This window comes from Paraburkholderia sp. J7 (assembly GCF_905220155.1).
GTDB lineage: Bacteria > Pseudomonadota > Gammaproteobacteria > Burkholderiales > Burkholderiaceae > Paraburkholderia.
The window spans coordinates 363,684-387,723 of record NZ_CAJMYZ010000002.1 but is presented as its reverse complement, the minus strand read 5'-3'; the positions used below and the strand labels follow the sequence as shown (position 1 = coordinate 387,723).

Here is a 24,040-nt window from a genome sequence, read left to right as displayed (position 1 = left end):
GACACGATCAAGGCGAACATGGCGCGACATTCCCGGAAGCCGTGCTCCGGCCGAGGTTCAGCCTTTGCCGGAAAACCCGTCTTTGCGTTTGAGGCCTTCGCGCGGGAAGCGGGAGCAACGAGATGATGCGAGAGCAACCAGAAGGCGAGCACGACAGTGTCGTCGATGCCAGCATCCGTGAGCGCAGAGCGCGCATTGCCGACCCGAAGCGTGACGAACAGCGCGGCGTGTGGGGGATCGCGTTGTCGGGCGGCGGCATACGAAGCGCGACCTTTTGTGCCGGCCTGCTCAACGCGCTCGCGCAAAACCGCGTGTTTCACCGCTTCGACCTGATGTCCACCGTATCGGGCGGCGGCTACATAGGCGGAACGATCGGCAAGCTTTTCCAGAATGCGCGCGAATGCAACAAAGCGCCGCTCGAGGTCGAACAGGCGCTCGCCGACATGGACGCGCGCCGCTTCTCCGGCTGGCTGCGGGCGAACGGCCGGTATCTGATTCCCGGCGGCACGAAAGACATTCTGTTCGCGGCCGCCAACTTTATCCGCGCTCTGCTTACCGTCCACGCGCACCTCGCCGTGCTGAGCCTCGTGCTGGGCAGCCTGCTCGTCGGGATGGATCTCGCGATGTGGAGCTGGGCGGATTGCATTTCGTCCGGCGCCTCATGTCACGCCCCGTCATGGATCACGACGGACACGCTCGCCGCCGTCTCGCCCTGGCCGACCCTATGGATCCTCCTGCCCTTGCTGGTCTGGTGCGGAGCCGCGCTGGTTTTCGCTTACGGCGCCGCGCCCGAAGAAAAGCGCGCAAACTTCAGCGCTCGGCATGGGCTGGTCGCTCTCGCCTGCATGGCAACGATCTACGCCATGTTCCACTTTGGCGTTTTCACTTCCGACGAGCAGGGACGAGGCATGTTTTTCGACCTCGTACGCATGCCGATTGTGTGGTTCGTCGGCATCGTCGCGATGCTGACGGCGTGCATCGCCGGAATCGCCCTCGCGTGGATATTGCGGCACACGGGCTCGCGCGAGCCGGAGCATCTCAGGAATCGTTTCACCCGATGGCTTGCGCTCGATTTGCGGATCCTCTTCGCCGTCATCGCGCTCGGCATCATCGACGGGCTCGCATGGTGGCTCGCCAAAGGGGATCTCAACGGCCAGAGCACGGCCGGGGCGAGCATCGCCGCAACGGCCGTTGTGCTGCGCGTGCTGCTGCCTAAACTGGCGGAACTGCCGCAGAATCTCGCGCCGCAAACGCGCGCCCGGCTGCTCGATCTCGTCAATCTGGCGGGACTGGCCCTGCTGATCCTGCTCGTGGTGTTTTGGGTCAGCCTCGTGCATCGTGCGGCCATGACTGCGCTCTTTCCCGGCGATGGCATGATCGCACTCGATTTCGCGTCGGCCACGCAGTGGCTCGCCATCATCGGCGGCCCCGCCCTTGCAGTCGTCCTGCTGACATCGAGCGATTCGAATGCACTGAACCGGTCTTCGCTCTACGCGTTCTATCGGGCGCGGCTCGTGCGAAGCTATCTCGGCGCGGCGAATCCCCGGCGTTTCGATTCGCGCTCGAACGACGCGACGGCGGCCGTGCCGCTGCACCCGAGCGAGAACGCCCGGCCCTCCGCCGTCGACGAGGTGCATCCGCTGGATGACGTGAGCATCGACACCTACGCGCCGCATGAGGCAGGCGGCCCGGTACATCTCATCAATGTCTGCCTGAACCAGACGCGCGATCCGCGCGGTGGCCTGTGCAATCAGGATCGCAAGGGCCTGCTGATGACGGTCGGACCAAACGGCTACTGCCGCGTCGGACGGGGACCGTGGCAGCCGATGGCGGCGGCCGGCGCGCCAAGCCTCGGTTCATGGATGGCGATCTCCGGCGCAGCGGTCGGCCCCGGTCTCGGCATGAACACGCGGCCCGGCCTCTCGGCGTTATCGATGATCGCGGGACTGCGGCTCGGATACTGGTGGGACGGCGACAGTCTGCGGCGCGGCCCGGACGACACGCGGAAAAGCCGCTGGCGGCGCGTGCTGTCACCCAAATACGGTCAGTTCTTCGCCGAACTCTTCGGTCACTTCGACGGCCAGAGCAGCCGGTACCAATATCTGAGCGACGGCGGACATTTCGAGAACACGGGCGCTTACGCCCTGCTTCAGGAGCGTTGCGAGCTGATCGTGATGGCCGATTGCGGCGCGGACGCGCGATATAGCTTCCGTGATCTGGAGAATCTGGTTCGCAAGGCGCGCATCGATCTTCAGACCGAGATCACCTTTCTGCGGCCGAAGGCCGAACTGGCCCGCACGATTCCGAGGTTCGGATCGATCGACGATATCGCCTCGCCGGAAGGCTCCACGTGTCTCGCGCTGGCCCGCGTGACCTACCGCGATCATGGGCAAACCGGGCACGTGATCGTCGTGAAACCCAACATCAGCGCGGACATGCCCGTGGATCTCGTGAACTTCAAGGCCGACAATCCGCTCTTTCCGCAGGAGTCGACGACGGACCAGCTTTTTAGCGAGGCGCAGTGGGAAAGCTATTTCCGGCTCGGGCAGGCACTGGGTCTGCATCTGAATGCGGCAGTGCTCGACGATATCTCCGGATTCGCGACGAAGTACTTCGAAGACGATCGTGACACCATGAATCCCGCGGCCGGCGCTCAGCGGCCGGCACCGGATATGAAGCGCATGCCCGCGCGCATCGCCGCCGCGAGCGCGGTGACCGCGTCGTTCAGCGTGGGCGCCATCGGCACGCTCGGCTTCACCACGTGGCAGGCCGTCGAGGCCGAACTCAAGACGCGCGACAGCGAGACGCACATTCAGCCGGCGGCATTCAAGGAGTTGACCGAAATATTCGGCAAGTTCGCACCGTCGGGCAAGGCAACGATCGCGCCCGACGACGCCCATCTCGGCGAAATGGCGTCGGCGTTTCTGCGCATTGGCGAGGTGGAATGCTCGAAATCGAACTCGCAGGCCTTCAAGACTTCGCCGCTGATCCTGCTCATGCTCGAGGATACGAAAAATGCCTGCCGCGATGCTACGCCAAAGCATCCGGCCTGCGATGCGCTCATCGACGACAACAAGGTCGCCACTTGCCTTCAGAGCGCGCCGCGCGAACGCTGCGAGCAGCAATACTGGATCCGCAGCTACGACGAAGAAAACGACAACGACGTGAAGCGCGGCATCAAGGCGGTCAACTGCCCGTATCACGCTTCATGGTCGGCAACGGGGAGCACAACCCTGGCGTCGTCGGGCGCCCCGGAATCCGGCGCGATCGAACAGAGCGAAACGGCCAGCTCGCCTCAGACCGCCAACGCTGCGCCACCCCAGTACGCCTCCGCTCTCATCGGCGCCAGCGAGTCGCCGGCCGCCTCGGCGCCGCCGCCAGCCGCACCGCCCGCACCCGTGCCGACGGCGCAGACTGCGTCCGATGGCGGCCTGCCCTGTGCCGGACAGACGATCTACATCCAGATCTACGGCCCCGAATTGCGCGACCGCGTGCTTCCCCTCGGCGACACATGGCGCGCGCTGGGCGCGTCGGTCCCGCCGGTCGAAGATGTTCTGGAAACCGCTCGCCGCAACGGGCGAAAGGCGCCGCGCCCTTACGACAGGCCGACCGTGATTTACCATCGCGAAGACGCCAGGTCCTGCGCGAATCATCTGAGCCCGCTTGACGCGCCCCAGTCGTGGAGCGTGCAGCAACTGTCCGCGAAATTGCCGAGCCGTCCGCGTACGATCGAGGTATGGATTCCGCCCTCGCCTGCGGTGACCGGCACCCTCCCCAGCCCGGCTTACTGTTATCAGGAAGACACGGGCGTAACCGGCGACAATCGCTATGGCGTTCATTGCCATGCGACATCCGAAGGCTGCGAGATCAGCCGCGGTCCGAATGCCAATCGAAAACAGTCGGCGTGCGTCGTCGTCTCGACGCTTCCTGACGATGCCGGACGCTATCGGCGCGGTTTCCGGGGATCGTGGTACATGGTCGCTTCGAAGCCGTTCGGAGCGCCCTTCCCGTCGCTGCCGGACAAGCAGTAGAGCGTCATTCGCCGCCTTCGGCTTGCACTGCCGGACCTCAACCGGCTGAACAAGTCAATGCCAGGCGACTGAACGCTTCCCGCCCCGGCTGGGCTCATGGCATATGCGCGAGGCCGCGACCTGGACAACGTTGATTGCCAGGCGAGGACAGATTTCGTTTGCCACCCGAAAAATAAAACGAAGACGAATCGCGTGGAAACGCCCTCAAGTCGGCTTTCGTTTGCAAGCCACCCAAACGAACCGTTTTCTGCACGCATTTAAAGGCGGCGCTACACTCAACCGGTTGTCGAAAGGCCGTGCTCACGTGCCCGTGCTTTGACCCGCACATTAGGCGGGCAAAGCGCAACAGCCGACGCGCGGACACTTCGATTGCGCGATCAAAAACGACAAATCCCCACTCCCGGAGAGCCGCTTCATGACGACGCTGATCATCAACGGAGAAACTCATACAGTCGACGCGCCACCCGACATGCCGCTGCTCTGGGTCTTGCGCGACATAGTCGGCCTCACTGGCACGAAGTTCGGCTGCGGCATTGCGCAGTGCGGCGCATGCACGGTGCATCTCGACGGTGAGGCGGCGCGCTCGTGCGTGCTGCCCGTCGCGGCCGTAGTGGGCCGCAAGATCACGACCATCGAGGCGATCGGCACGACGCCTGCGGGGCAGAAGGTGCAAAAGGCCTGGCGCGAGATCGACGTCGTGCAGTGCGGCTACTGTCAATCGGGGCAGGTCATGTCGGCGGCCGCGCTCATTGCCGCGAATCCGAACCCCAGCGACGCGGACATCGACGCCGCAATGGCGGGCAACATCTGCCGCTGTGGCACCTATGCGCGAATTCGCGCCGCCATCAAGCAAGCCGCGAAGGAGGCCTGACATGTCACAGGGTCTCCTCGATGCGCAGAACGGCGCGCCGCGACGCAAGCCGCAACACGACGGCGGCGGTCAACTCTCGCGCCGCACGTTCCTCAAGCTCGGTGCGGCAGCAGGCGGCGGACTGCTGCTCGGCATCAGCTTTTCCGCAGGCGCACAGGGCGACAGCCAGACGCGCAAGTCGATCGTTGGCGGCGACGGCAACGAAGCGCCGCAAGACGGTGTGTTCGAGCCCAATGCGTTCGTGCAGATCGACCGCTCGGGCAAGGTCACGCTCATCATCCCGAAGGTCGAAATGGGGCAAGGCGTGTACACGTCGATTCCCATGCTGATCGCGGAAGAACTCGAAGTGCCGCTCGATAGCGTCACGGTCGACCACGCGCCGCCCAACGAGAAGCTCTTCACCGACCCGCTGCTCGGCGGCCAGCTCACGGGCGGCTCCACGTCGATCCGCTTTGCGTGGCAGCCCATGCGCGAAGCGGGCGCCGCCGCGCGCACCGTTCTGATTCAGGCCGCGGCGCAGCAGTGGCAAGTCGACCCCGCCAGCTGCCATGCCAGGGCAGGCGAGGTGCTGCACGACGCGAGCGGCCGGCGCATTGCCTATGGCCAGCTCGTCGATGCGGCCGCGCACCTGAGCGTGCCGCAGAAGGTGGCGCTCAAGGACCCGAAAGACTTCACGCTGGTCGGCAAGCCCACGAAGCGCCTCGACTCGCCGGAGAAGGTGGACGGCTCGGCGCAATTCGGCCTCGACGTGCGCCTGCCCGGCATGGTCTACGCCGCCATCGTGAACTGCCCCGTGTTCGGCGGCACGCTCGCGAAAGTCGACGACACGCGCGCGAAGCAGGTTCCCGGCGTCACGCAGATCGTGAAGATCGACAACGCCGTGGCCGTGATCGGCGCGCACACGTGGGCCGCGAAACGCGGCGCGGCGGCGCTCGTCGTTCAGTGGAACGAAGGCGCGGGCGCGAGCGTGTCGATGCAGCAGATCGTCGGCGATCTGGCGAGCGCCTCGCAACGAGAGGGCGCCGTTGCGCGCAAGGACGGCGACGTGCAGCAGGGGTTCGGCAACGCGAAAACGCGCATCGACGCGGTGTATCAGCAGCCGTTCCTTGCGCACGCAACGATGGAGCCGATCAATTGCACGGTGCACGTGCAGCCCGACGGCTGCGACATCTGGGTGGGCACCCAGGTGCCCACACGCGCCGTGGATACGGCCGTGGCCGTCACCGGTCTCAAGCCCGAGCAGATCACGGTGCACAACCACCTGCTCGGCGGCGGCTTTGGGCGGCGGCTCGAAGTCGACGCGATCACCCAGGCGCTCAAGATCGGCAAGCAGCTCAATGTGCCGGTGAAGGTGTTCTACACGCGCGAGGAGGACATTCAGCACGACATGTACCGGCCGTACTACTACGACCGCATCTCGGCCGCGCTCGACGCGAACGGCAAACCCGTGGCGTGGCAGCACCGCATTGCGGGGTCTTCGATCATGGCGCGCTTTGCGCCACCCGCCTTCCAGCACGGCGTGGACCCCGACGCCGTGGAGGTCGCCGCCGACCTGCCCTATGACCTGCCGAACCAGTTGATCGAATACGTGCGCCAGGAGCCGCATGCGGTGCCCACCGCGTTCTGGCGCGGCGTGGGACCGACGCGCGGCACGTTCGTGGTGGAGAGCTTCATCGACGAGCTGGCCGTGGCCGCGAAAACCGATCCGGTCACCTATCGCCGCAATCTGCTCGGCAAGTCACCGCGCGCGCTGGGCGTGCTCGACGTGGCCACGCGCGCCGCGAACTGGGGACCGCCGATGCCGAAGGGCCAGGGGCGCGGCGTTTCGGTCATGCACGCGTTCGGCAGCTTCCTCAGCATGGTCGCCGACGTCACCGTGGACGACGGCGAGGTGCGCGTGAACCGCGTGGTGTGCGCCGTGGATTGCGGCATGGTTGTGAATCCCGAGACCATCGAGGCGCAGATCCAGGGCGGCATTGCGTTCGGCATCACCGCCGCGTTGTGGGGGGAAATCACGATCGAGCGCGGACGTGTGACGCAAACGAACTTCACCGACTACCGGATCATGCGCATCGACCAGATGCCGGTGATCGAAGTGCATATGGTGAAGAGCGCCGAAGCGCCTGGCGGGATCGGCGAGCCCGGTACCGCGGCGGTCATTCCGGCCGTGGCGAATGCGATCTATGCGGCCACCGGAAAGCGTCTACGGCATTTGCCCGTGGGCCGCCAGCTCGCGAACGCGGGCGCATCCGCACAGTCGGCGTGAGGGAGCGAACCATGACGAAAACGATCAAGGCATCCCAACGAGCCCGCGGCCTGCGCCGCGCCGCCGGCCGCGGTGCAAAACTCGCGCTCGCCCTCGCGGCCTTCGCGTGTGCCGGTGCGCGCCCCGCTTTTGCAGCGGCCGCAGCGGACGCCGCCACAATCCAGCGCGGCGCGTATCTCGCCACCGTGGGCGACTGCGCGGCGTGCCACACGGCGCCGCACGGCAAGCCGTTTGCAGGCGGCCTGCCGATGAACACGCCGCTCGGACGCATCTACACGACCAACATCACGCCCGACCCCGACACCGGCATCGGCAACTACACGCAGGCGGACTTTGCGCGCGCCATGCGCGAGGGTGTGGCAAAAGACGGCCACAACCTCTATCCGGCAATGCCCTATCCCTCGTACGCGAAGGTGCGCGACGAAGACGTCGCCGCGCTCTACGCGTACTTCATGCAGGGCGTGCAACCGGTCAGGCAGAGCAACCGCGACGCCGACATCAAATGGCCGATGAACATGCGCTGGCCGCTCAAGCTCTGGAACGCCGTCTTTCTCGAGAAAGGCGCGTACCAGGACAAAGCGGGCAAAGACGCGGCATGGAACCGCGGCGCGTACCTCGTGCAGGGCCTCGGCCACTGCGGCTCGTGCCACACGCCGCGCGGCGTCGGGTTCAACGAGAAGGCGCTCGACGAAAGCGGCGACGCCTGGCTCACGGGCGCCGCGCTCGACGGCTGGTTCGCCTCGAACCTGACGGGCGAGCACAACACGGGCCTCGGGCGCTGGAGCGAAGCGGACCTCGCGCAGTTCCTGAAGACGGGTGCGAACCAGCACGCCTCGGCGTTCGGCGCGATGACCGACGTGGTCAACAAGAGCACCCAGGCCATGAACGACGCGGACGTGAACGCGATCGCCGTCTACCTGAAGTCGCTGCCGGCGAAGGGCGGCGATGGTGGACCGGCGTATGCGTATGACCCGCAGGCGACGAAAGTATCGCTCTCGCGCCCGGCCAACGATGCGGGCGCGCGCGTCTACACGGCGTATTGCATGCATTGCCACGGCGCCGACGGGCGCGGCTTCGCGCCGATGTTCGCGCCGCTCGCGGGCAATCCGAACGTGCTGGAGAAGGACGCGTCGTCGCTCATCAACGTCACGCTCAACGGCACCGGCGATCTCGTGATTCAGGGCATGCCCGCGCCGTACCCCATGCCCGCTTATGCAGATGTCCTAAGCGACAAGCAGATTGCCGACGTGCTCACGTTCGTGCGCGCGGGGTGGAACAACAAGGCGGGTGCGGTGGGCGCGGCCGAAGTGGCGAAGATGCGCACGAGGACGCAGGCGGCGCGCTAGATAGGAGTGTTGAAACGATCGCGCCGGCCGTGAATGCGGCCGGCGCGAGTGAAGCAAGGCGCTGGTAGCAAAGCGCCTGTCGCGTTAGTGAGCGAGCGGTTGCGTCACGTCCTGGCCGAACCACTGCATGGAGATCTTCTTGAGCGTGCCGTCCTGCTTGAGCGAGGTGAGCGCGTCGTTGATCGCCTTCTCGAACTTCGGATTGCCCTTGCGGAACGGAATGGCCATTTCCTGATCGGCGCCCGGCAACACGGCGCCCGGACGCAGCGGCAGGTTCGACGTCTTGATGATGTACGGCAGCATCAGGCGGTCGTCCATCGTTGCGTCGATGCGCTTCGCGGCCAGGTCGCGCAGCTTCTCCGGCGCTCCGGGATACGTTTGCACGTTGATGCCCGGCACGGCGCGCGCCATCTGGTCATAGTTGGTGCCGAGCGTCACGCCGAGCTTCTTGTCGCCCTTGAATTCGTTGAGCGTCTTGAATTCGCGCTTGTCGTCGGCGCGCTGGATCAGCTGGGCCGCCGAATACGTGTACGGCTGGCTGAAGTCGAGCGCCTGCTGGCGTTGCGGCGTGATGGTCACCTGATTGACGATCACGTCGAACTTGCCGGCCTGCAGCGCCGCGATAATGCCGCTCCATTCAGTGGGAATGAACTCGGGCTTGACCCCGAGCTTGGCCGCCACGGCCTTCGCGACGTCCACGTCGAAGCCGACGAGCTGGCCGCTGCTGTCACGGGAATCGAACGGGGGATAGGTGCCCTCCAGACCGATTTTCAGCACCCCGGCCTGTTTGACGGAATCGAGCAGATCTTCCGCATGGGCGGAAATGGCGGTGAATCCCAGTGCCGATACCGCAAGCGCGCTTGTGAACAGGAGCTTCTTCAACTTCATTCAATCTCTCCTCTTTATCTGGATGTCTGGACTGCTTCGCGATGGCACATCAGCGCCCCCCCGAGGCCGCGTCGCTAGAGAATACTACGATCGGCAGCGCCATCGTAGCCCGCGCAACTGAGTACTTTCCCGCGCTCAAGCGGCATCCAGGACGGGGCAAACCCGAATAGCCGAAGCGCCGCGCTATCAGCCCGCCGAGGCGTTCATCGCCTTCACGGCCTCGAGCGCGCCGCCCACCATCGCGCTCACCGCCGGCTCGATTTTCTGCGCGATCGACGGCGCGTAGTCGAACGGCGCTGCCTCGCTCATATACGTCGACTGGCACATTTCGAGCTGCACGGCATGCACGCCGTCTTGCGGCGCGCCGTAGTGGCGCGTGTTGTAGCCGCCCTTGAAACGGCCGTTCGCGATCCATGTGAAGCCGCTTGCCGAAGCCGCGCGCTCGACCGCAGCCTGGACCGCCGGCGCCGCCGTGCGGCCGTCCTGCGTGCCGATGTTCAGATCGGGCAGCTTGCCATCGAATAGCCGCGGCAGCACGCTCGCAATCGAGTGCGCTTCCCACAGCAGCACGTTGGCATGCTGCGTGCGCAAGCGCTGCAACTCGGCGCGCAGCGCGTCGTGATACGGCTGCCAGTAGGTCGCGACGCGGCCTAGCCGTTCTTGCGCATCGGGCGCACGGCCCTCGCGATAGAGCGCCTCGCCGCGAAACGTTTCGGTCGGGCATAGCGAAGTCGTTGTCTGCCCCGGATACAGGCTTTCGTCATTGGGCGGCCGGTTCAGGTCGATCACATAGCGCGACACGCGCGCACCCAATATCGTCGCGCCCAATGACTTCGCAAACGCATAGAGCCGGTCGAGATGCCAGTCGGTGTCGGCAACCGTGAGCGCAATGTCCGTATAGGCGTCGCGCAGCGGCTCGGGTATCTGCGTGCCGAGGTGCGGAATCGAGATCAGCAGCGGCGCGGTGCCGCGTTCGAGCAAATAGAGGTCGATCATGTGGGCTCCGTTCGGTTGGCCACGCACTCAAGCGCTGGCGAGGAGATGGTTCAGCGCCTTGCGATAGCCGGCGTACAGGCGCGTTTCGTCGCGGTGGCGCCGCTGCGCGACGACTGGCTCGCCGCCCACGTACACGTCGCGCACCGGCGTTTCGCCGTGCTCGCAGAACACCACGGAGGAAAGCCAGCTTTGCGGCGTTTGCTGCGCGAGGTTCGGGTGCTGCGCGTCGAGCACGAGCCAGTCGGCGCGGGCGCCCTCCTGCAACGCGCCCACCGCGCGTCCGGTTGCGCGCGCGCCGCCAGCGAGCGCCGCGTCGAACAGACGGTCGGCCACCTGCGCCGTCTCGTGCGATGCGAGCACATTGCGTTCGCGCCGCGTGAGCCGCTGCCCGTATTCGAGCAGGCGCAACTCGGCGCGCCAGTCCACGCCGATATGGCTATCGGAGCCGATGCCGAACGCGCCCTGCGCCGCCAGGTAGTCATGGGCCGGGAAAAAACCGTCGCCGAGATTCGCCTCCGTCGTGAGGCACAAGCCCGCCACCGCGCCGCTCTTTGCGAGCGCCTGCGTCTCGTTCGTGTCGATGTGCGTCGCGTGCACGAGACACCACCGCGCGTTCACGTCGAAGCGATCGAGCAGCCATTGAACGGGCCGCGCGCCCTCGGTTGCAAGGCACGCGTCCACTTCGGCGGTCTGCTCGGCAATATGGATATGCACAGGCGCGTTCGGTAGCGCGGCATCGAGTCCTTCCAGCAGCGCGCGTAACGAGTCCTGCGACACCGCGCGCAGCGAATGCGGCGCGACGCCATAGCGCAACGCGCCGTGTTGCGGCCGTAAGCGTTGCAACGAGTCGACGATGGCGAGCAACTGGTCGGGCGTGTTGATGAAGCGCCGCTGGTCGTCGCGCGGCGGTTGCTGGCCGAAGCCGCTGTACTGGTAAAGCACCGGCAGCATGGTCATGCCGATACCGCTGACTTCTGCCGCCCTAACCACACGCTGCGCCAGCTCGGCGGGGCTCGCATAATGCTGGCCGTCCTGCGCGTGATGCACATAGTGGAACTCGCACACGGACGTATAGCCCGCTTTGAGCATTTCGACGTAAAGCCAGCTCGCAACGGCCTCAAGATCCTCGGGCGTGATGCGCGCAGCGAAACGGTACATCAGGTCGCGCCAGCTCCAGAAGCTGTCGGTGGGATTCGCGCGGTATTCGGTGAGGCCCGCCATCGCGCGCTGGAACGCATGCGAATGAAGATTAGGCATGCCAGGCGTAATCGGACCTGCTGCGCGGGCGACGCCTTGGGGCGCGTGCGCGAGATCGGGCGTCACGCCGCGCAGCGTGCCCGTTGCGTCCCATTCGAGCAGCACGTTGCGGCGCCAACCGCCTGGCAGGTACGCATGGTCGGCAAAGAGCGCGTTAGTCATGGAAAGCGGAGGAATCAGGGTGCTCATGAAATCAGGTTCGCGCAATATCGAGTGTGACGGCCAGCAGCGTGCCTTCGCCGCGCGTTTCGAGGTCCACGGTCTGCCCGGCGTCCACGCGCAACGTGTCGCCCGGCGCAAGCGCGATGAAACGCTCGCCTGCTACGCTCACTGCAACCTGGCCATGCACGGCATGCAGCAATGTGGTCTGCGCACGTACATTGCGCCGCCCTGCTTCTCGCCACACTTCGAGCGCGCCATGCGCGGCCCCACGGCGCACCATCAGGTTGAACACGCGCACGGTGCCAGCGGCAATCCGCGCATCGATCGTGGATTCACCGGCAAAGCGGGCGATATCCAGCGCGCTTTCCAGCGTGTGCGTTGCGTGGGGCATCGCTCCGGCGGCGCGCGCTTCGTCCAGCCGCAAGCCCGTGCCTTCGATCAACACGAGCGTACGGTCGACGCCATCGAAGCGCGAAAATGGTCCGGCCAGCGCGATATCGGCAAGACTCGCGCGCCAGGCGAACGCATCGGGCGGCGCGAGCGCCGCGCCACCCGCCGCGATTTCGCGCGTCACCCCGCCGCCATTCTTCCAGGGCGCGGGCGCAAGATCGACGCCGCGCAGCAGCGTCACCGTTGCTACGGACGCGCGGCTCATGCGCGTGACAACACCGCTTGCAGAAAGCTGCGCGTGCGCGGCTGCGCCGGCGCGGTGAAGATCGTCGAAGGCGGGCCCGCCTCGACGATCTCGCCGCCGTCCATCACCACCACGACGTCGGCCACTTCCTTCGCGAAGCCCATCTCGTGCGTGACGACCACCATGGTCATGCCCTCGGAAGCCAGCAGCTTCATGACTTGCAACACCTCGCCCACCAGCTCCGGGTCGAGCGCCGAAGTCGGCTCGTCGAACAGCATCACGCGCGGCTGCATGGCGAGCGCGCGCGCAATCGCGACACGCTGCTTCTGTCCGCCCGAAAGGCTGGCCGGCATCACATGCGCCTTGTGCGCGAGCCCGACTTTCTCGAGCAGGGCAAGCGCGGCGGACTCGGCCTGCGCCTTCGAAGCGCCGCGCAACATGCGCGGCCCGACCGTGATGTTGTGCAGCACCGAGAGGTGCGGGAACAGGTTGAACGACTGGAACACCATGCCGACTTCGGTACGCAGCGCGTTGAGCGCACGGTCCTTGAGCATCGCGCCGTTTTCCACGAGGCGATGACCGCAGATATCGACCGTGCCGCCCTCGGGCTGCTCGAGGCCGTTGCAACAGCGCAGGAACGTGCTCTTGCCCGAACCGCTCGGGCCGATCACCACGACCACTTGTTGCGGCTGAATATCGAAGTCGATGCCGTTGAGCACGAGGTGCGAGCCAAACGACTTCTTGAGTCCGCGAATGCTGACGATCGGATCCGGTTGCTTGCTCATTGCACCATCCCTCCCGCGCGCAAGCGGCGCTCGACGCGATGCAGCGCATAGTTGGTCGTCTGCGTGAGCACGAGGTAGACGAGCGCGATCACGAGGTACACCTCCAGCGAGCGATACGACACGCTGATGATCTTCTGGCCTTCATGCATGAGGTCGTCGATCGTCAGCAGCGAGACCAGCGCGGAATTCTTGATGAGCGCGATGAATTCGTTGCCAAGCGGCGGAATCATGCGAACGATGGCCTGCGGAAGAATGATCGCGCGCATGGCCTGCCCCGCCGACATGCCGATCGAACGCGCAGCTTCCATCTGCCCGCGATCGACGGACTGAATCGCGCCGCGCACGATCTCCGAAACATAAGCCGCCGAATAGAGCCCGAGCCCCAACATGCCGCAAACGAACGCCGGCAGCAGAATGTTGAACTGCGGCAGCCCGAAGAACAGCAGGAACAACTGCACGAGCAGCGGCGTGCCGCGAAAGAAGACAAGGTAGCCGGTGCAGAAGCCGTAAACGAGCCGCCGTTGCGGCGCGAGCCGGCCGATGCCGATCAAGAGGCCGAGCAGGCAGCTGAGCACGAGCGCCGCGGCGGTCACCTCCACCGTGACCAGCGCGCCGTGTGCGATGTCGGCCCAACCGGCTATGGCCGGAGAGAAGTCGAGTTGCATGGATCAGATCCGGCGCGTTACTTCGAACCGGTGCCGAACCACTTGTTCACGATCTGGGCGTAGGTGCCGTCCGCCTTGATCTTCGCAAGCGCTGCGTTCAGCGAATCGCGCAATTGCGGTTCGTCCTTGCGCACGGCTATGCCATAGGCCTCTTTCGTCAGCTCCGTGTCGAGCACGCGAAATCCCGGGCGCGTGCGTGCGAACTGATACGCGGCGGGCTTGCCGGTGACGGCGGCGTCGGCGCGGCCAATGCCGACCAGGTCGAACATTTCCTGGTTCTTCTCGACCTCGACGCGCGTGACCTTCGGGTAGTTGTCGCGCAGGAAGTTCACCGACTTCGTGCCGACCTGCACGGAGACCTTCTTGCCCTCGAGATCGGCGAGCGTCTTGATCGGCGAGTCGGCCTTCACGAGCGCGACGAGGCCGCCCGCGAAATACGGCTGCGTGAAGTCCACCACCTGGCTGCGTTCAGGCGTGATGTAGATGCCGGAGATCGCGGCGTCGAAGCGGTGCGCGATGAGCCCCGGAATCAGCCCCTTGAAGTCGATGTCGGTCCACTGGACCTGCTTGCCCATGGCCTTGGCGAGCGCATTCATGAGGTCGACGTCGAAGCCGGTGCGCTGGCCGTTTTCCGTGAACTCCATCGGCGGGAACGTCGCGTCGGTCGCGACCTGGAGAACGTTCTGCGCTTGCGCGCTCGCGGTGCCGGGAGCGGCGGCGGCGAACATCGCGAATGCGACGCACGTGGCGGACAGCAGTTTGTGCAGTTTCATGGTTGGACTCCGGTGTGTGGTTGATCGGGACGCTACGGTTGTTGACTTCTTTCGTTGCGGTCTATCGAAATGCAATCGCATTCGTTCGCATTCATTCGGTTTGCAGGCGGGCGGAAATGGCGTGCGCAGTGCGCAAGGTCCAGTCGGCGAGTTGAAGCTCGCGGCCCGCCACGCGCGAGGACGGCGCCATCAAGGTGATCGACGCGTTGGCGAGCGCGCCGCGCGCAACGCGCCGGAACACCGGCGCGCTCACGCCCCATACGCCGGGGTCGACTTCGCTTTCGCTCACCGCGTAGCCGCGTGCGCGAATCTGCGCTAGTTCCGCTTCGATCGCGGCGCGGCCCGGTGCGTCGCCGGCGAAGAGGCGATCGAGCGCCTCGCCGCGCGCTTTTTCTTGCATGAACGCGAGCAGTGACTTGGCCGACGCGCCGGCCTTGAGTGCAACCGCGCGCCCCTTCTCGAACGAGCAGCGCAGCGAATGCGTGCTCTCGACCATTTCGAGGCAGACCACCTGGTCGTTCACGGCAACGACGAGTCCGACGCTCTCCTGCGAGGTCCGCGCGAGTTGCAGCATGCCTTCGCGGCTCGATTCGACGAGCAGCGAATTGACGTCGAAGCCGAGCGCAAGCTGCAGACTGATGGGGCCCGGCGCGTAATAGCCGGCGTCTTCGGTCACGAAGCCCCAGCGCTTGAGCACCGCGACCTGGCGGTAGAGTGTGCTCTGCGCGAGACCCGTTGCCGCGAGCATGTCCTTCGCGGACATTGCCTTGCCGCGGCTCGCGAGTGCCGAAAGCACCAGTAGCAGGCGCTCTGCGCCGGTAACACCGGGTTCGTGTTTCACCTGGAGGACGAAGGCTGAATGGATGCAGTCAGCATGCCACGTCACTCCCGGAAATCAAAAATACGATTCCCAGCGAATGGGAATGCGATGCGAGGGTTTTCCCTGGAGAGGTCCCGCGTGGTCCGCGCGGTGTGTTTTACCCGCTTCTGGTAATGTCACGCACATGCAAACGATCCTCTCCATCGAGAATCTCTCGAAAGTCTATGCATCGGGGCTCCACGCGCTCACGAACATCAACCTCGACATCCAGCGCGGCGAAATCTTCGCGCTGTTGGGGCCGAATGGCGCGGGCAAGACGACGCTCATCAGCATCATCTGCGGCATCGTCAACGCGAGCGAAGGCAGCGTGCGCGTGGCCGGTCACGATATCCTCGCCGACTACCGCGCCGCGCGCTCGCTGATCGGCCTCGTGCCGCAAGAGCTCACCACCGACGCATTCGAAACGGTCTGGGCCACGGTGTCGTTCAGCCGCGGCCTGTTCGGCAAGCCGGCCAACCCCGCGTATGTCGAGCGCGTGCTGCGCGACCTGTCGCTGTGGGAGAAGCGCAACAACAAGATCATGACGCTCTCGGGCGGCATGAAGCGCCGCGTGCTGATCGCGAAGGCGCTCGCACACGAGCCGCAGGTCCTGTTTCTGGACGAACCGACTGCGGGCGTGGACGTCGAATTGCGCCGCGACATGTGGGAACTCGTGCGCGGGCTCAAGGCGAACGGCGTGACGATCATTCTCACGACCCACTACATCGACGAGGCCGAAGAGATGGCCGACCGGATCGGCGTGATCAACGCAGGCAAGATCATGCTCGTCGAGCACAAGGACGTGCTCATGCGCAAGCTGGGCCGCAAGCAACTGACGTTGCAGCTCGAAGCCCCGTTGCGCGCCATTCCGGAAGGGCTCGCCGCCTGGGGGCTGGAACTGGCCGGCAGCGGCGCCGAACTCATCTACACCTACGACAGCGAAAACGAGCGCAACGACATCATTGCGCTGCTGAAAGACCTGAGCGACGCGGGCATTGGCTTCACGGACCTGAAAACGAGCCAGAGTTCGCTGGAGGACATCTTCGTGAGTCTCGTCCATCAGGACCCGGCGGCCGCTGCGCCATTCGCCGCAACTGCGGTCGAGGAAGATGGCAAAGCACAGGTAAAAGGACAGGTAACCTCGCGATGAACCATTACGCAATTCGCGCCATCTACCGCTTCGAAATGGCGCGCACCCGGCGCACGCTGATGCAAAGCATCGTTGCGCCGGTGATTTCCACCTCGCTCTACTTCATCGTATTCGGCTCCGCGATTGGCTCGCGCATCAAGGAAGTCAACGGTGTGAGCTACGGCGCGTTCATCGTGCCGGGCCTCATCATGTTGTCGCTCTTGTCGCAGAGCATTTCGAACGCGTCGTTCGGCATCTACTTCCCGCGCTTCACGGGCACGATTTACGAACTGCTCTCGGCGCCCGTGTCGTACCTCGAAATCGTGATCAGCTATGTCGGCGCGGCGGCGACCAAGTCGGTCGTGCTCGGGCTCATCATCCTCGCGACCGCGGCGCTGTTCGTGCCAATCCAGATCCAGCATCCCGTGTGGATGGCGCTGTTCCTGCTGCTCACGGCGGTCACGTTCAGCCTGCTCGGCTTCATCATCGGCATCTGGGCGGACAACTTCGAGAAGTTGCAGATCGTGCCGCTGCTGGTCATCACGCCGCTTACGTTCCTTGGCGGCGCCTTCTACTCGGTCGACATGTTGCCCACCGCATGGAAGGTGATCACGCTGTTCAATCCGATCGTCTATCTCATCAGCGGTTTTCGCTGGAGCTTCTACGGGCTCGCGGACGTCGACGTCGGCGTGAGTCTCGGCATGACGGCCGCCTTTCTCGCGCTGTTCCTCGTGATCACGGCGTGGATCTTCAAAACGGGCTACCGGCTGAAAACCTGACGTTAGCGAATCAGCCGGATGCCCGCCTCTTCACGCGGGCACCTGCCCCGTTGCGCTGTCGTGCGGTCCGTCATGGGGACGGTTCAGCGGGCCGTCGAATGAGCCGTCCAGAATACGAAGCTTGTCGGTCATATCGGGAAAGCTGTGACCCGCGGCGCGAAGCTCATTGACGATCCGATGCCCAACGGCCCGGCAGTGCGCCAGCGTCTCATGCAAACGCGGCTCGGACTGCAGCCCCGTCACCGCGCGCTCCAACTCAGGCGGCGATTCGCTCAGCAGTGCGGGAACGACTTCCTCGGGTGGAATCAGCGAGCCGTGACTGAGCAATTGCGCCGTCCAGTCGCATCCGTACAGCAACGCGCGCCGGTCGGCCCTGCGCGCCTCGTCCTGCTCTAGCGCGGCGAGGCTCGGGCGGCTCTTCTGGATCTCGGCGCGCCACGGCGCAAGCACGTCGGCACGCAACGCCGCGATCGCTTCGCCGAGCGCAGCGTTTTGCCCGCCCGCCACGAGGCGGCGTTCATCGAGCCGGTCGACTTCGTCCCGATAGCTTTCGAGGTAGGCCAGCCAGTTCAGCGGCAGCTCCGGCTTTTCGAAGAATGCGCGCCTCACTTCATTGAGTTCGTTGCGAATGTCCTGCAGCGCCTGATTGTCGGCAAGCCGCGCCTCATGCACGTCGTGGGCCGTGACCATCTGCCGGTGCAGAGGAAAAAGCGGATTGCTGTAGCGCCGCTGCAAGTGACGCTCCGCGGCGCCGGGCCGGGCGCTCCATTTCCAGTTGGGCAGCGACTTCGCGTCGAATTCTACGGCCTCGATCATCGGCCGGAAAACGGCGAGCGCTTCGTCAGTGGCATGGCGAAAGCAGTCCGCCAGCTTGTAGTCGTTGCCTTGCAGGGAGGCGCCCGCCTCCCCCGCATAAGGCGACTCGGGCCGAAGCCTCAGGGTGCCGGTGGCGAGAAAGAATTCCATCGGCAGGTCAACACGCATGCCTTCCAGCGCGAATGCGCGCTGTTCGGCGGAAATCGCTTCGACAGCACGCGCCAGGCGATTTTCCTGGTCGAGCAGTGCATCGATCGCGTCTCCCGAAGACGGCTGCGCGGCATCGGCTAGCAGGCAAAACGTTTCGCGCGCCATTCGCGCCGCGATGGTGCCGTGCTTCTCGGCAAACAGCCAGAACCACAGGGCAAGCTGATAGCCCTTGACCCCATTTTGAGCGGTCGTTTCGACTTCCGGGGTGAACGCGATGCCGGGCGCGGCCCAGTTCGCGAACGGCGGCGTGCCAACGCCCTGGTACATGCCCAGGAGTTGGCGTATGGATTCATGCGTATCGGTCGGCCAGTTGCGCGCCTCTTCTTCCTGGCGCTTCTCGGTCTTCCAGAACCTCCAGTCCATTGTGCACCTCGCAAGAGAGCAAGAGTATCGGTGCTACTCGCTGCGAGGGATACTTGCACACTCCGCCGGGGGCGTAAACCGGTGATGTCCGCTCTTGCTCTTCAGGCTCCGCTCAATTCCTGGTGTAGCGCGACAAACTCACGCGTGAGTTTGTGCGCCGGGTCGAGGTGCACGACAGGCTTGGCCTGCTGATGCGATTCGCGAATCTTCACCGACGACGACAGCCGCGACGACAGCACCGGCAACCCTTCATCGACGAGTTCGTCGACGAGTTTCTGCGGCAGGCTCGCGCGCGGCTGGAACTGGTTGATGACAATGCCCTCGACCGTGAGCGCGGCATTGTGATCCTGCTGAATCTCCTTCACGTTTTCGAGCAGCGTGTAGAGCGCGCGGCGCGAGAAGTCGTCGCAGTCGAACGGAATGAGGCAGCGCTCGACCGCAATTAGCGCGGAGCGCGTGTAGAAGTTCAGCGCAGGCGGCGTGTCGATGTAAATCGCATCGTACATGTCGAGTTCTTTGAGCGCGTCGCGCAACTTGTAGATTTTGTAGCGCGACTCGAGCTTGCCGTGCAGCGTGTCGAGGTCCGCATGCGCAGGCATCACGTCCAGATTCTCGAACGGTGTCGAATGAATGAACGACGTGACCTCGATGGGCCTGAAGCTGAAAGTCAGCGCGGTTTCGAAGAAGTCGGCGACGTTGGGCTTCGCATCGGCGGAAGCGGCCCCGAGCAGGTACTGGCTCGAATTTGCCTGCGCGTCGAGGTCGATCACGAGCGTACGCTGACCCTCATTCGCGCTGATTGCGGCGAGATTACAAACAATCGTTGACTTGCCTACGCCACCCTTCTGATTGAATACCACACGCCGCATGTCTTCGCTCCCCTGTTTCTCGTCAATGCAATGAGACGGATGGGGATGAGCATACCCGATGCGGCGGTGCAGAGAAGTTTTTTGGTGGCGGTTTTCCCGGCCAGCGGCTAGTTATATGACTGCTTCATTTTCCCGGGCCGTTTGGCTGGTTATAACCACTACCGTCGCATGCGTAACTCGCGGTTGCCGGAAGCGCGAGGACAAACGATACAGCCAGCAGGGCTGCAAACACACGTCGAGCTTTCATTTGCTTTCCTCCTGTTCAAACGAAGCCGGTGCGTTAAGCATAGGTCAGATGACTTAAAGCGCAATTGCGCGTGATTACGCCCAATTACGCCCCCGCGACGCCGCTCAACGACGCCCCCAAAACCTGCGCTGCACGTCCATCACTTCTTCCTCGACCTCGGGCACGGGCCCGATCAGGTCAACGCGCTTCTGGCAATGGTCGAACACATAGCGCGACGACACACTCATCGTCGGATTCTCCGCATGGTCGCCCGTGCATTGCAGCAGCCGCTCTTCCGTCATGCCGAACACCACGCGCCCAATGTTCGCCCAATAGGCCGTGCCCGCGCACATGCAACACGGCTCAACCGTCGTATACAGCGTGCAACTCCACAAGTATTGCGGCGTAAAGTTCAGCGCAGCGGTACGCGCGAGCACCGCCTCCGCATGATTGACGGTATCGACATTGCCCTGTTCGATGAGCACCGACTCCTGATCGGGTCCAACGAGAATGGCGCCGAACGGGTGATGGCCCAGGAGCGTCGCGCGTTCCGCGACCAGGCTCGCGTGACGCAAATGGCGCACGATCTGTTCGCGCGTCGGCGCGAGCCCTTGTTCGGGAAACGCCGACGCGCTTTGTTGCGGCAAATGGGTCAGGCTCAAACTGTGTCTCCTCCTTGTTGTGGTGTTACGTCGGTGTGTTACGTCGGCGGTATTACTTCGGCAATGCGCCGTCTACGCCTTGCACGAACCAGTTCAACCGCTGCAACTCGGCATCGGGCAGCGACGTGCCGGCGGCCACCTTGATCGCGCCGCTCTGATCCTTGATCGGTCCCGCGAACGGATCGAACTTGCCGGCAATGATATCGTCGCGTTTTTGCGCGAGCGCCTTTTGCGCGGCAGGCGAAACGGTTCCCGTATTGATGTCGGCGAGGTCGATGGCTTTTTCCTTGAGGCCCCACCACGTTGGCGCATTGGTCCACGTGCCCGCCTGCACCTGTTCGACCAGGTGAGAGTAATACACGCCCCAGTAGCTCACGCATGCGCCCAACTGAGCATTCGGGCCGAACTTCTTCATATCGGAGTCCCAACCGAACGCGTGCACCTTCTTCTGCTCGGCCGTCTGCATCGTCGCCGTCGAATCGGTGTTCTGAATCAGCACGTCCGCGCCCTGGCCGATCAGCGTTTCGGCCGCCTGCTTCTCCTTGCCCGGATCGAACCAGCTATTGATCCAGATGACCTTGACCTTCGCATTCGGATTGACCGAGCGCGCGCCCATCGTGAAGGCGTTGATGTTGCGCACCACTTCCGGCACCGGCACCGAGGCGACGAAGCCGAGCGTATTCGTCTTCGTCGTATAGCCGCCAACGAGCCCGGCGAGATACGCGCTCTGGTACGTGCGCACATCATAGGTTGCGAAGTTCGCGGCCTTCTTGTAGCCCGTTGCGTGCTCGAATACCACGTCCGGATAATCCTTTGCGGTCTTCAGTTCGAAGTCCTGAAAACCGAAACTCGAGCCGACGATAATCTTGTTGCCCTTGCTTGCGAGATCGCGAAACACGCGCTCGGAGTCAGCCGATTCGGGCACGTTCTCCACGCGCGTGACCTTGATCTTGTCGCCGAACTTCGCTTCGATCGCCTTCACGCCCTGCTCGTGCGCGTAGGTCCAGCCTGCGTCGCCGGGGTTGCCGAGATAGACGAACGCAACGCCGATCGGGGCCGCGGCGGGGGCCGCGGCGGTAGCCGCGGGGCTTAGCGCGGCACAGGCGCCGAGCGTGGCGACGACCGTCGCCGCGAAGCGCAGTGAGCGCACCGCCGCGCAAGCGAATTTTGTTGCCATGAGGTCTCCGAAACAGGATTGGGAAGGATGTGACGCTACTCGACAGTTGTCCGCCGGATAGCGTCACGTTAGCGAAAATATTGGTCAGTCAAAATTAAGGCCGAAATTTCGATTCATTATGTGATGAATAACAGAATCGATATAACCAGCCACCCACGTCATAGCAGCACTCAAATGTTCATGGCTTCACGCTGGAACGCGTCGTGCTTGTCGAACCCGTTGCCCCTTCAACCTTCGCGCTCGGGAGACCTGTCATGCAAACCGCACTCGCCACGGACTTTTCGCACGTCAAGCCGCAGGACACGTCATTTACGGGCGGAGGGCTGCGCGACTTCTTCGTCTATCGAGACCTGGGAATCGCCGATGCGACGCACGGCAAGGTGGTCGCGCAACTCGTCAGGGCAAATCTTGCGCCGGAATTGGGCACGGGCTGGCACCGGCATGAGGCAGAATTTCACATTGTCATCATGCTCAAGGGCTGGGCGCGCTTCATGTACGGCGACAAGGAAACCCTCGTCGAAGCGGGGGACTGCGTGCATCAGGCGCCGGGCATCGCGCATTACCTCTTCGATTACTCGCCCGACATGGAGTACCTCGAAATCGTGAGCCCCGCCGACTTCAAGTCGATCGATGTGGAAGCGCCGTGCGCCGTGCCGGCGCCGACGCCATGGCAAACGAGCGCCGCGACGTAAAGCGACCTGACGCGACCTAAAGCGCGCCGTCCGTCCTATTTGGGCTGCGTTTCGGCCGCGCGGCTGATCGCCGATGCCGCATGTGCGTCGGCGTCGAGCAGCGCGCGCAGGGTCACCTGATCGTCGCCTACCGCCTCCGGCGCCGCAATGCGTCGCGCGCGCGGCTCGTGGTCGTGAATGGTCGAGCGCACGAGCGGATAAATCTGCGTGTCCCAGCGGCGGCCATTGAATACGCCGTAGTGGCCCACGCCCGTCTGCACATGATGCGTCTTCATATAGGGGCGCAGCCCCCGGCACAGATCGTGGGCGGCCACGGTCTGCCCCACCGCGCAGATATCGTCCTTCTCGCCTTCGATCGTGAGCAGCGCCGTACGGCGGATCGCGTGCGGCTCGACAAGGCGCTCGCCCACCTTGAGCTTGCCGAGCGGCAGTTGGTACTCCTGAAACACCGAGCTGACCGTTTCCAGATAAAACTCTGCGGTCAGATCGGAGGTGGCGAAGTACTCGCGATAGAACACGTTGAGCGCATCGGCTCTCGCGGGGTCGCCCTTCGCCCGTTCGTGGCGCATCTCCTCGAATGACGCGAGATGACGCTCCAGATTCATCGACATGAACGCGCTGAGTTGCACGAAGCCCGGGTACACGCGCCGCTGCGCGCCGGGAAAGCCGCCTGGCACCGCGCTGATGAGATTGCGCTCGAACCACGTAATCGGCTTGCTGTTGGCGAGTTCGTTGACCTTGGTGGGATTCACCCGGCAATCGATCGGCCCCGCCATCAGCGTCATGCTCGCGGGCTGCGCGGGATCGTTGTCGGCGGCCATCAACGAGACGGCCGCCAGCGCCGCGACCGTCGGCTGGCAGATCGCCACCAGATGCGCATCGGGCCCGATGCGCCGAATGAAGGACATGACGTGCTCGACGTATTCGTCAAAGCCGAAGCGGCCCGCCGCCAAGGGCACGTCGCGCGGGTTGTGCCAGTCGGTGATATAGACGTCGTGGTCGGCCAGCATGGTGCGCACGGTGCCGCGCAGCAGGGTCGCGAAGTGCCCCGACATGGGAGCGACGAGCAGCACGCGCGGCTGCGGCACGGCCACGTCCTTGCGAAAGTGGAGCAGCGAGGCGAACGGCGTGCGCTTGACGACGCTTTCGGTCACCGGCGTGCGCACGCCATCCACCTCCACGAAATCGATTCCAAACGGCGGCCGCGCATGCGAAAGCCCGGCAAGCTCGATCTGCTCCCACCATGCATCGAGATAGCGCGCGTCGAAGCCGGATGCGAGCGTGGGCCAGGCCGCGATCGCCGCGCGGGAAAACGACGCGGCGGCACGCCCGAACCTCGTCACGTCCGCGAACGTCTGGTAGGCCAGGTAGGCAAGCAGGTTCATGGGCACGGGTCTCAATTGTCTTGAACGCGAAGTGAAGCAGGCAATACATATGCCAGAAGCGTTCATTGGCACAGTGTTTGCACCTTTTCAGCGTGGCGCGGCATGCGTGCGCGAGCACGCGCGCCGCGGCTTGCGCGCCGCGCCACGGCAGCGGGGCGCGAACGCCTCGCGCAACGTGCACAGCGCGCCGGCTGCGCCG

The 24,040-nt window shown here is 64.5% G+C and carries 20 protein-coding genes; 7 read left to right on the top strand and 13 right to left on the bottom strand.

Annotated features, from left to right (window positions below):
* Positions 1–122: 122 nt before the first annotated feature.
* The 4 genes from U5A58_RS04845 to U5A58_RS04830 all read left to right on the top strand — a co-directional run bounded on the left by U5A58_RS04845 (position 123) and on the right by U5A58_RS04830 (position 8,514).
* Positions 123–4,031, top strand: coding sequence for a patatin-like phospholipase family protein (locus U5A58_RS04845; RefSeq protein WP_321960508.1), 3,909 nt, complete (start codon positions 123–125; stop codon positions 4,029–4,031).
* Between the two features lie 415 nt (positions 4,032–4,446).
* Complete coding sequence (locus U5A58_RS04840; protein WP_321960507.1) at positions 4,447–4,902, top strand: (2Fe-2S)-binding protein; 456 nt, start codon at positions 4,447–4,449, stop codon at positions 4,900–4,902.
* Position 4,903: 1 nt separating this feature from the next.
* A complete protein-coding gene (locus U5A58_RS04835) occupies positions 4,904–7,168 on the top strand; it encodes a xanthine dehydrogenase family protein molybdopterin-binding subunit (RefSeq protein WP_321960506.1) in 2,265 nt (754 codons plus the stop codon).
* An 11-nt stretch (positions 7,169–7,179) separates the two neighbouring features.
* Positions 7,180–8,514, top strand: a complete 1,335-nt coding sequence (locus U5A58_RS04830; protein ID WP_321908549.1) for a cytochrome c — start codon at positions 7,180–7,182, stop codon at positions 8,512–8,514.
* An 84-nt stretch (positions 8,515–8,598) separates the two neighbouring features.
* Here U5A58_RS04830 and U5A58_RS04825 read toward each other — a convergent pair whose 3' ends face one another.
* From U5A58_RS04825 to U5A58_RS04790, 8 genes are all read right to left on the bottom strand, one after another.
* Positions 8,599–9,402 carry a transporter substrate-binding domain-containing protein gene (locus tag U5A58_RS04825; protein WP_321934532.1) on the bottom strand — a complete coding sequence of 268 codons (804 nt, stop codon included), beginning with the start codon at positions 9,400–9,402 and terminating at the stop codon, positions 8,599–8,601.
* Positions 9,403–9,588: 186 nt separating this feature from the next.
* Positions 9,589–10,398: an N-formylglutamate deformylase gene (gene hutG, locus U5A58_RS04820; protein WP_321960505.1), complete on the bottom strand. Its 810-nt coding sequence runs from the start codon at positions 10,396–10,398 to the stop codon at positions 9,589–9,591.
* A gap of 27 nt (positions 10,399–10,425) precedes the next feature.
* Positions 10,426–11,844 carry a formimidoylglutamate deiminase gene (locus tag U5A58_RS04815; RefSeq protein WP_415774164.1) on the bottom strand — a complete coding sequence of 473 codons (1,419 nt, stop codon included), beginning with the start codon at positions 11,842–11,844 and terminating at the stop codon, positions 10,426–10,428.
* A 4-nt stretch (positions 11,845–11,848) separates the two neighbouring features.
* Entirely contained in the window at positions 11,849–12,472 is a 624-nt protein-coding gene (locus tag U5A58_RS04810; protein ID WP_321960504.1) for a HutD family protein, read from the bottom strand.
* Positions 12,469–13,236, bottom strand: coding sequence for an amino acid ABC transporter ATP-binding protein (locus U5A58_RS04805; protein ID WP_321960503.1), 768 nt, complete (start codon positions 13,234–13,236; stop codon positions 12,469–12,471). Before U5A58_RS04805 ends, U5A58_RS04810 begins: the two co-directional genes overlap by 4 nt.
* Positions 13,233–13,901, bottom strand: a complete 669-nt coding sequence (locus tag U5A58_RS04800) for an amino acid ABC transporter permease (RefSeq protein WP_321960502.1) — start codon at positions 13,899–13,901, stop codon at positions 13,233–13,235. The genes U5A58_RS04805 and U5A58_RS04800 overlap by 4 nt, the downstream gene beginning before the upstream one ends.
* Positions 13,902–13,918: 17 nt before the next feature.
* Entirely contained in the window at positions 13,919–14,674 is a 756-nt protein-coding gene (locus tag U5A58_RS04795) for a transporter substrate-binding domain-containing protein (RefSeq protein WP_321960501.1), read from the bottom strand.
* Between the two features lie 91 nt (positions 14,675–14,765).
* Positions 14,766–15,515 carry an IclR family transcriptional regulator gene (locus tag U5A58_RS04790; protein ID WP_321960500.1) on the bottom strand — a complete coding sequence of 250 codons (750 nt, stop codon included), beginning with the start codon at positions 15,513–15,515 and terminating at the stop codon, positions 14,766–14,768.
* 163 nt (positions 15,516–15,678) lie between these two features.
* Between U5A58_RS04790 and U5A58_RS04785 the strand changes: the two genes are divergently transcribed.
* Positions 15,679–16,683: an ABC transporter ATP-binding protein gene (locus U5A58_RS04785; protein ID WP_321960499.1), complete on the top strand. Its 1,005-nt coding sequence runs from the start codon at positions 15,679–15,681 to the stop codon at positions 16,681–16,683.
* Entirely contained in the window at positions 16,680–17,441 is a 762-nt protein-coding gene (locus U5A58_RS04780; protein ID WP_321960498.1) for an ABC transporter permease, read from the top strand. The genes U5A58_RS04785 and U5A58_RS04780 overlap by 4 nt, the downstream gene beginning before the upstream one ends.
* A gap of 30 nt (positions 17,442–17,471) precedes the next feature.
* Here U5A58_RS04780 and U5A58_RS04775 read toward each other — a convergent pair whose 3' ends face one another.
* The 4 genes from U5A58_RS04775 to U5A58_RS04760 all read right to left on the bottom strand — a co-directional run bounded on the left by U5A58_RS04775 (position 17,472) and on the right by U5A58_RS04760 (position 21,764).
* Positions 17,472–18,830, bottom strand: a complete 1,359-nt coding sequence (locus U5A58_RS04775) for a tryptophan leader peptide (protein WP_321960497.1) — start codon at positions 18,828–18,830, stop codon at positions 17,472–17,474.
* 101 nt (positions 18,831–18,931) lie between these two features.
* Positions 18,932–19,699 carry a ParA family protein gene (locus U5A58_RS04770; protein ID WP_321960496.1) on the bottom strand — a complete coding sequence of 256 codons (768 nt, stop codon included), beginning with the start codon at positions 19,697–19,699 and terminating at the stop codon, positions 18,932–18,934.
* Between the two features lie 351 nt (positions 19,700–20,050).
* Entirely contained in the window at positions 20,051–20,587 is a 537-nt protein-coding gene (locus U5A58_RS04765; RefSeq protein ID WP_321960495.1) for a nucleoside deaminase, read from the bottom strand.
* Between the two features lie 52 nt (positions 20,588–20,639).
* Complete coding sequence (locus U5A58_RS04760) at positions 20,640–21,764, bottom strand: BMP family ABC transporter substrate-binding protein (RefSeq protein ID WP_321960494.1); 1,125 nt, start codon at positions 21,762–21,764, stop codon at positions 20,640–20,642.
* 254 nt (positions 21,765–22,018) lie between these two features.
* On the opposite strand from U5A58_RS04760, the gene U5A58_RS04755 reads away from it, so the two are divergent.
* Positions 22,019–22,456, top strand: a complete 438-nt coding sequence (locus tag U5A58_RS04755; RefSeq protein WP_321908526.1) for a cupin domain-containing protein — start codon at positions 22,019–22,021, stop codon at positions 22,454–22,456.
* 35 nt (positions 22,457–22,491) lie between these two features.
* On the opposite strand, the gene U5A58_RS04750 is transcribed toward U5A58_RS04755, so the two are convergent.
* Positions 22,492–23,841: a polyhydroxyalkanoate depolymerase gene (locus U5A58_RS04750; protein WP_321960493.1), complete on the bottom strand. Its 1,350-nt coding sequence runs from the start codon at positions 23,839–23,841 to the stop codon at positions 22,492–22,494.
* Between the last annotated feature and the right edge of the window lie 199 nt (positions 23,842–24,040).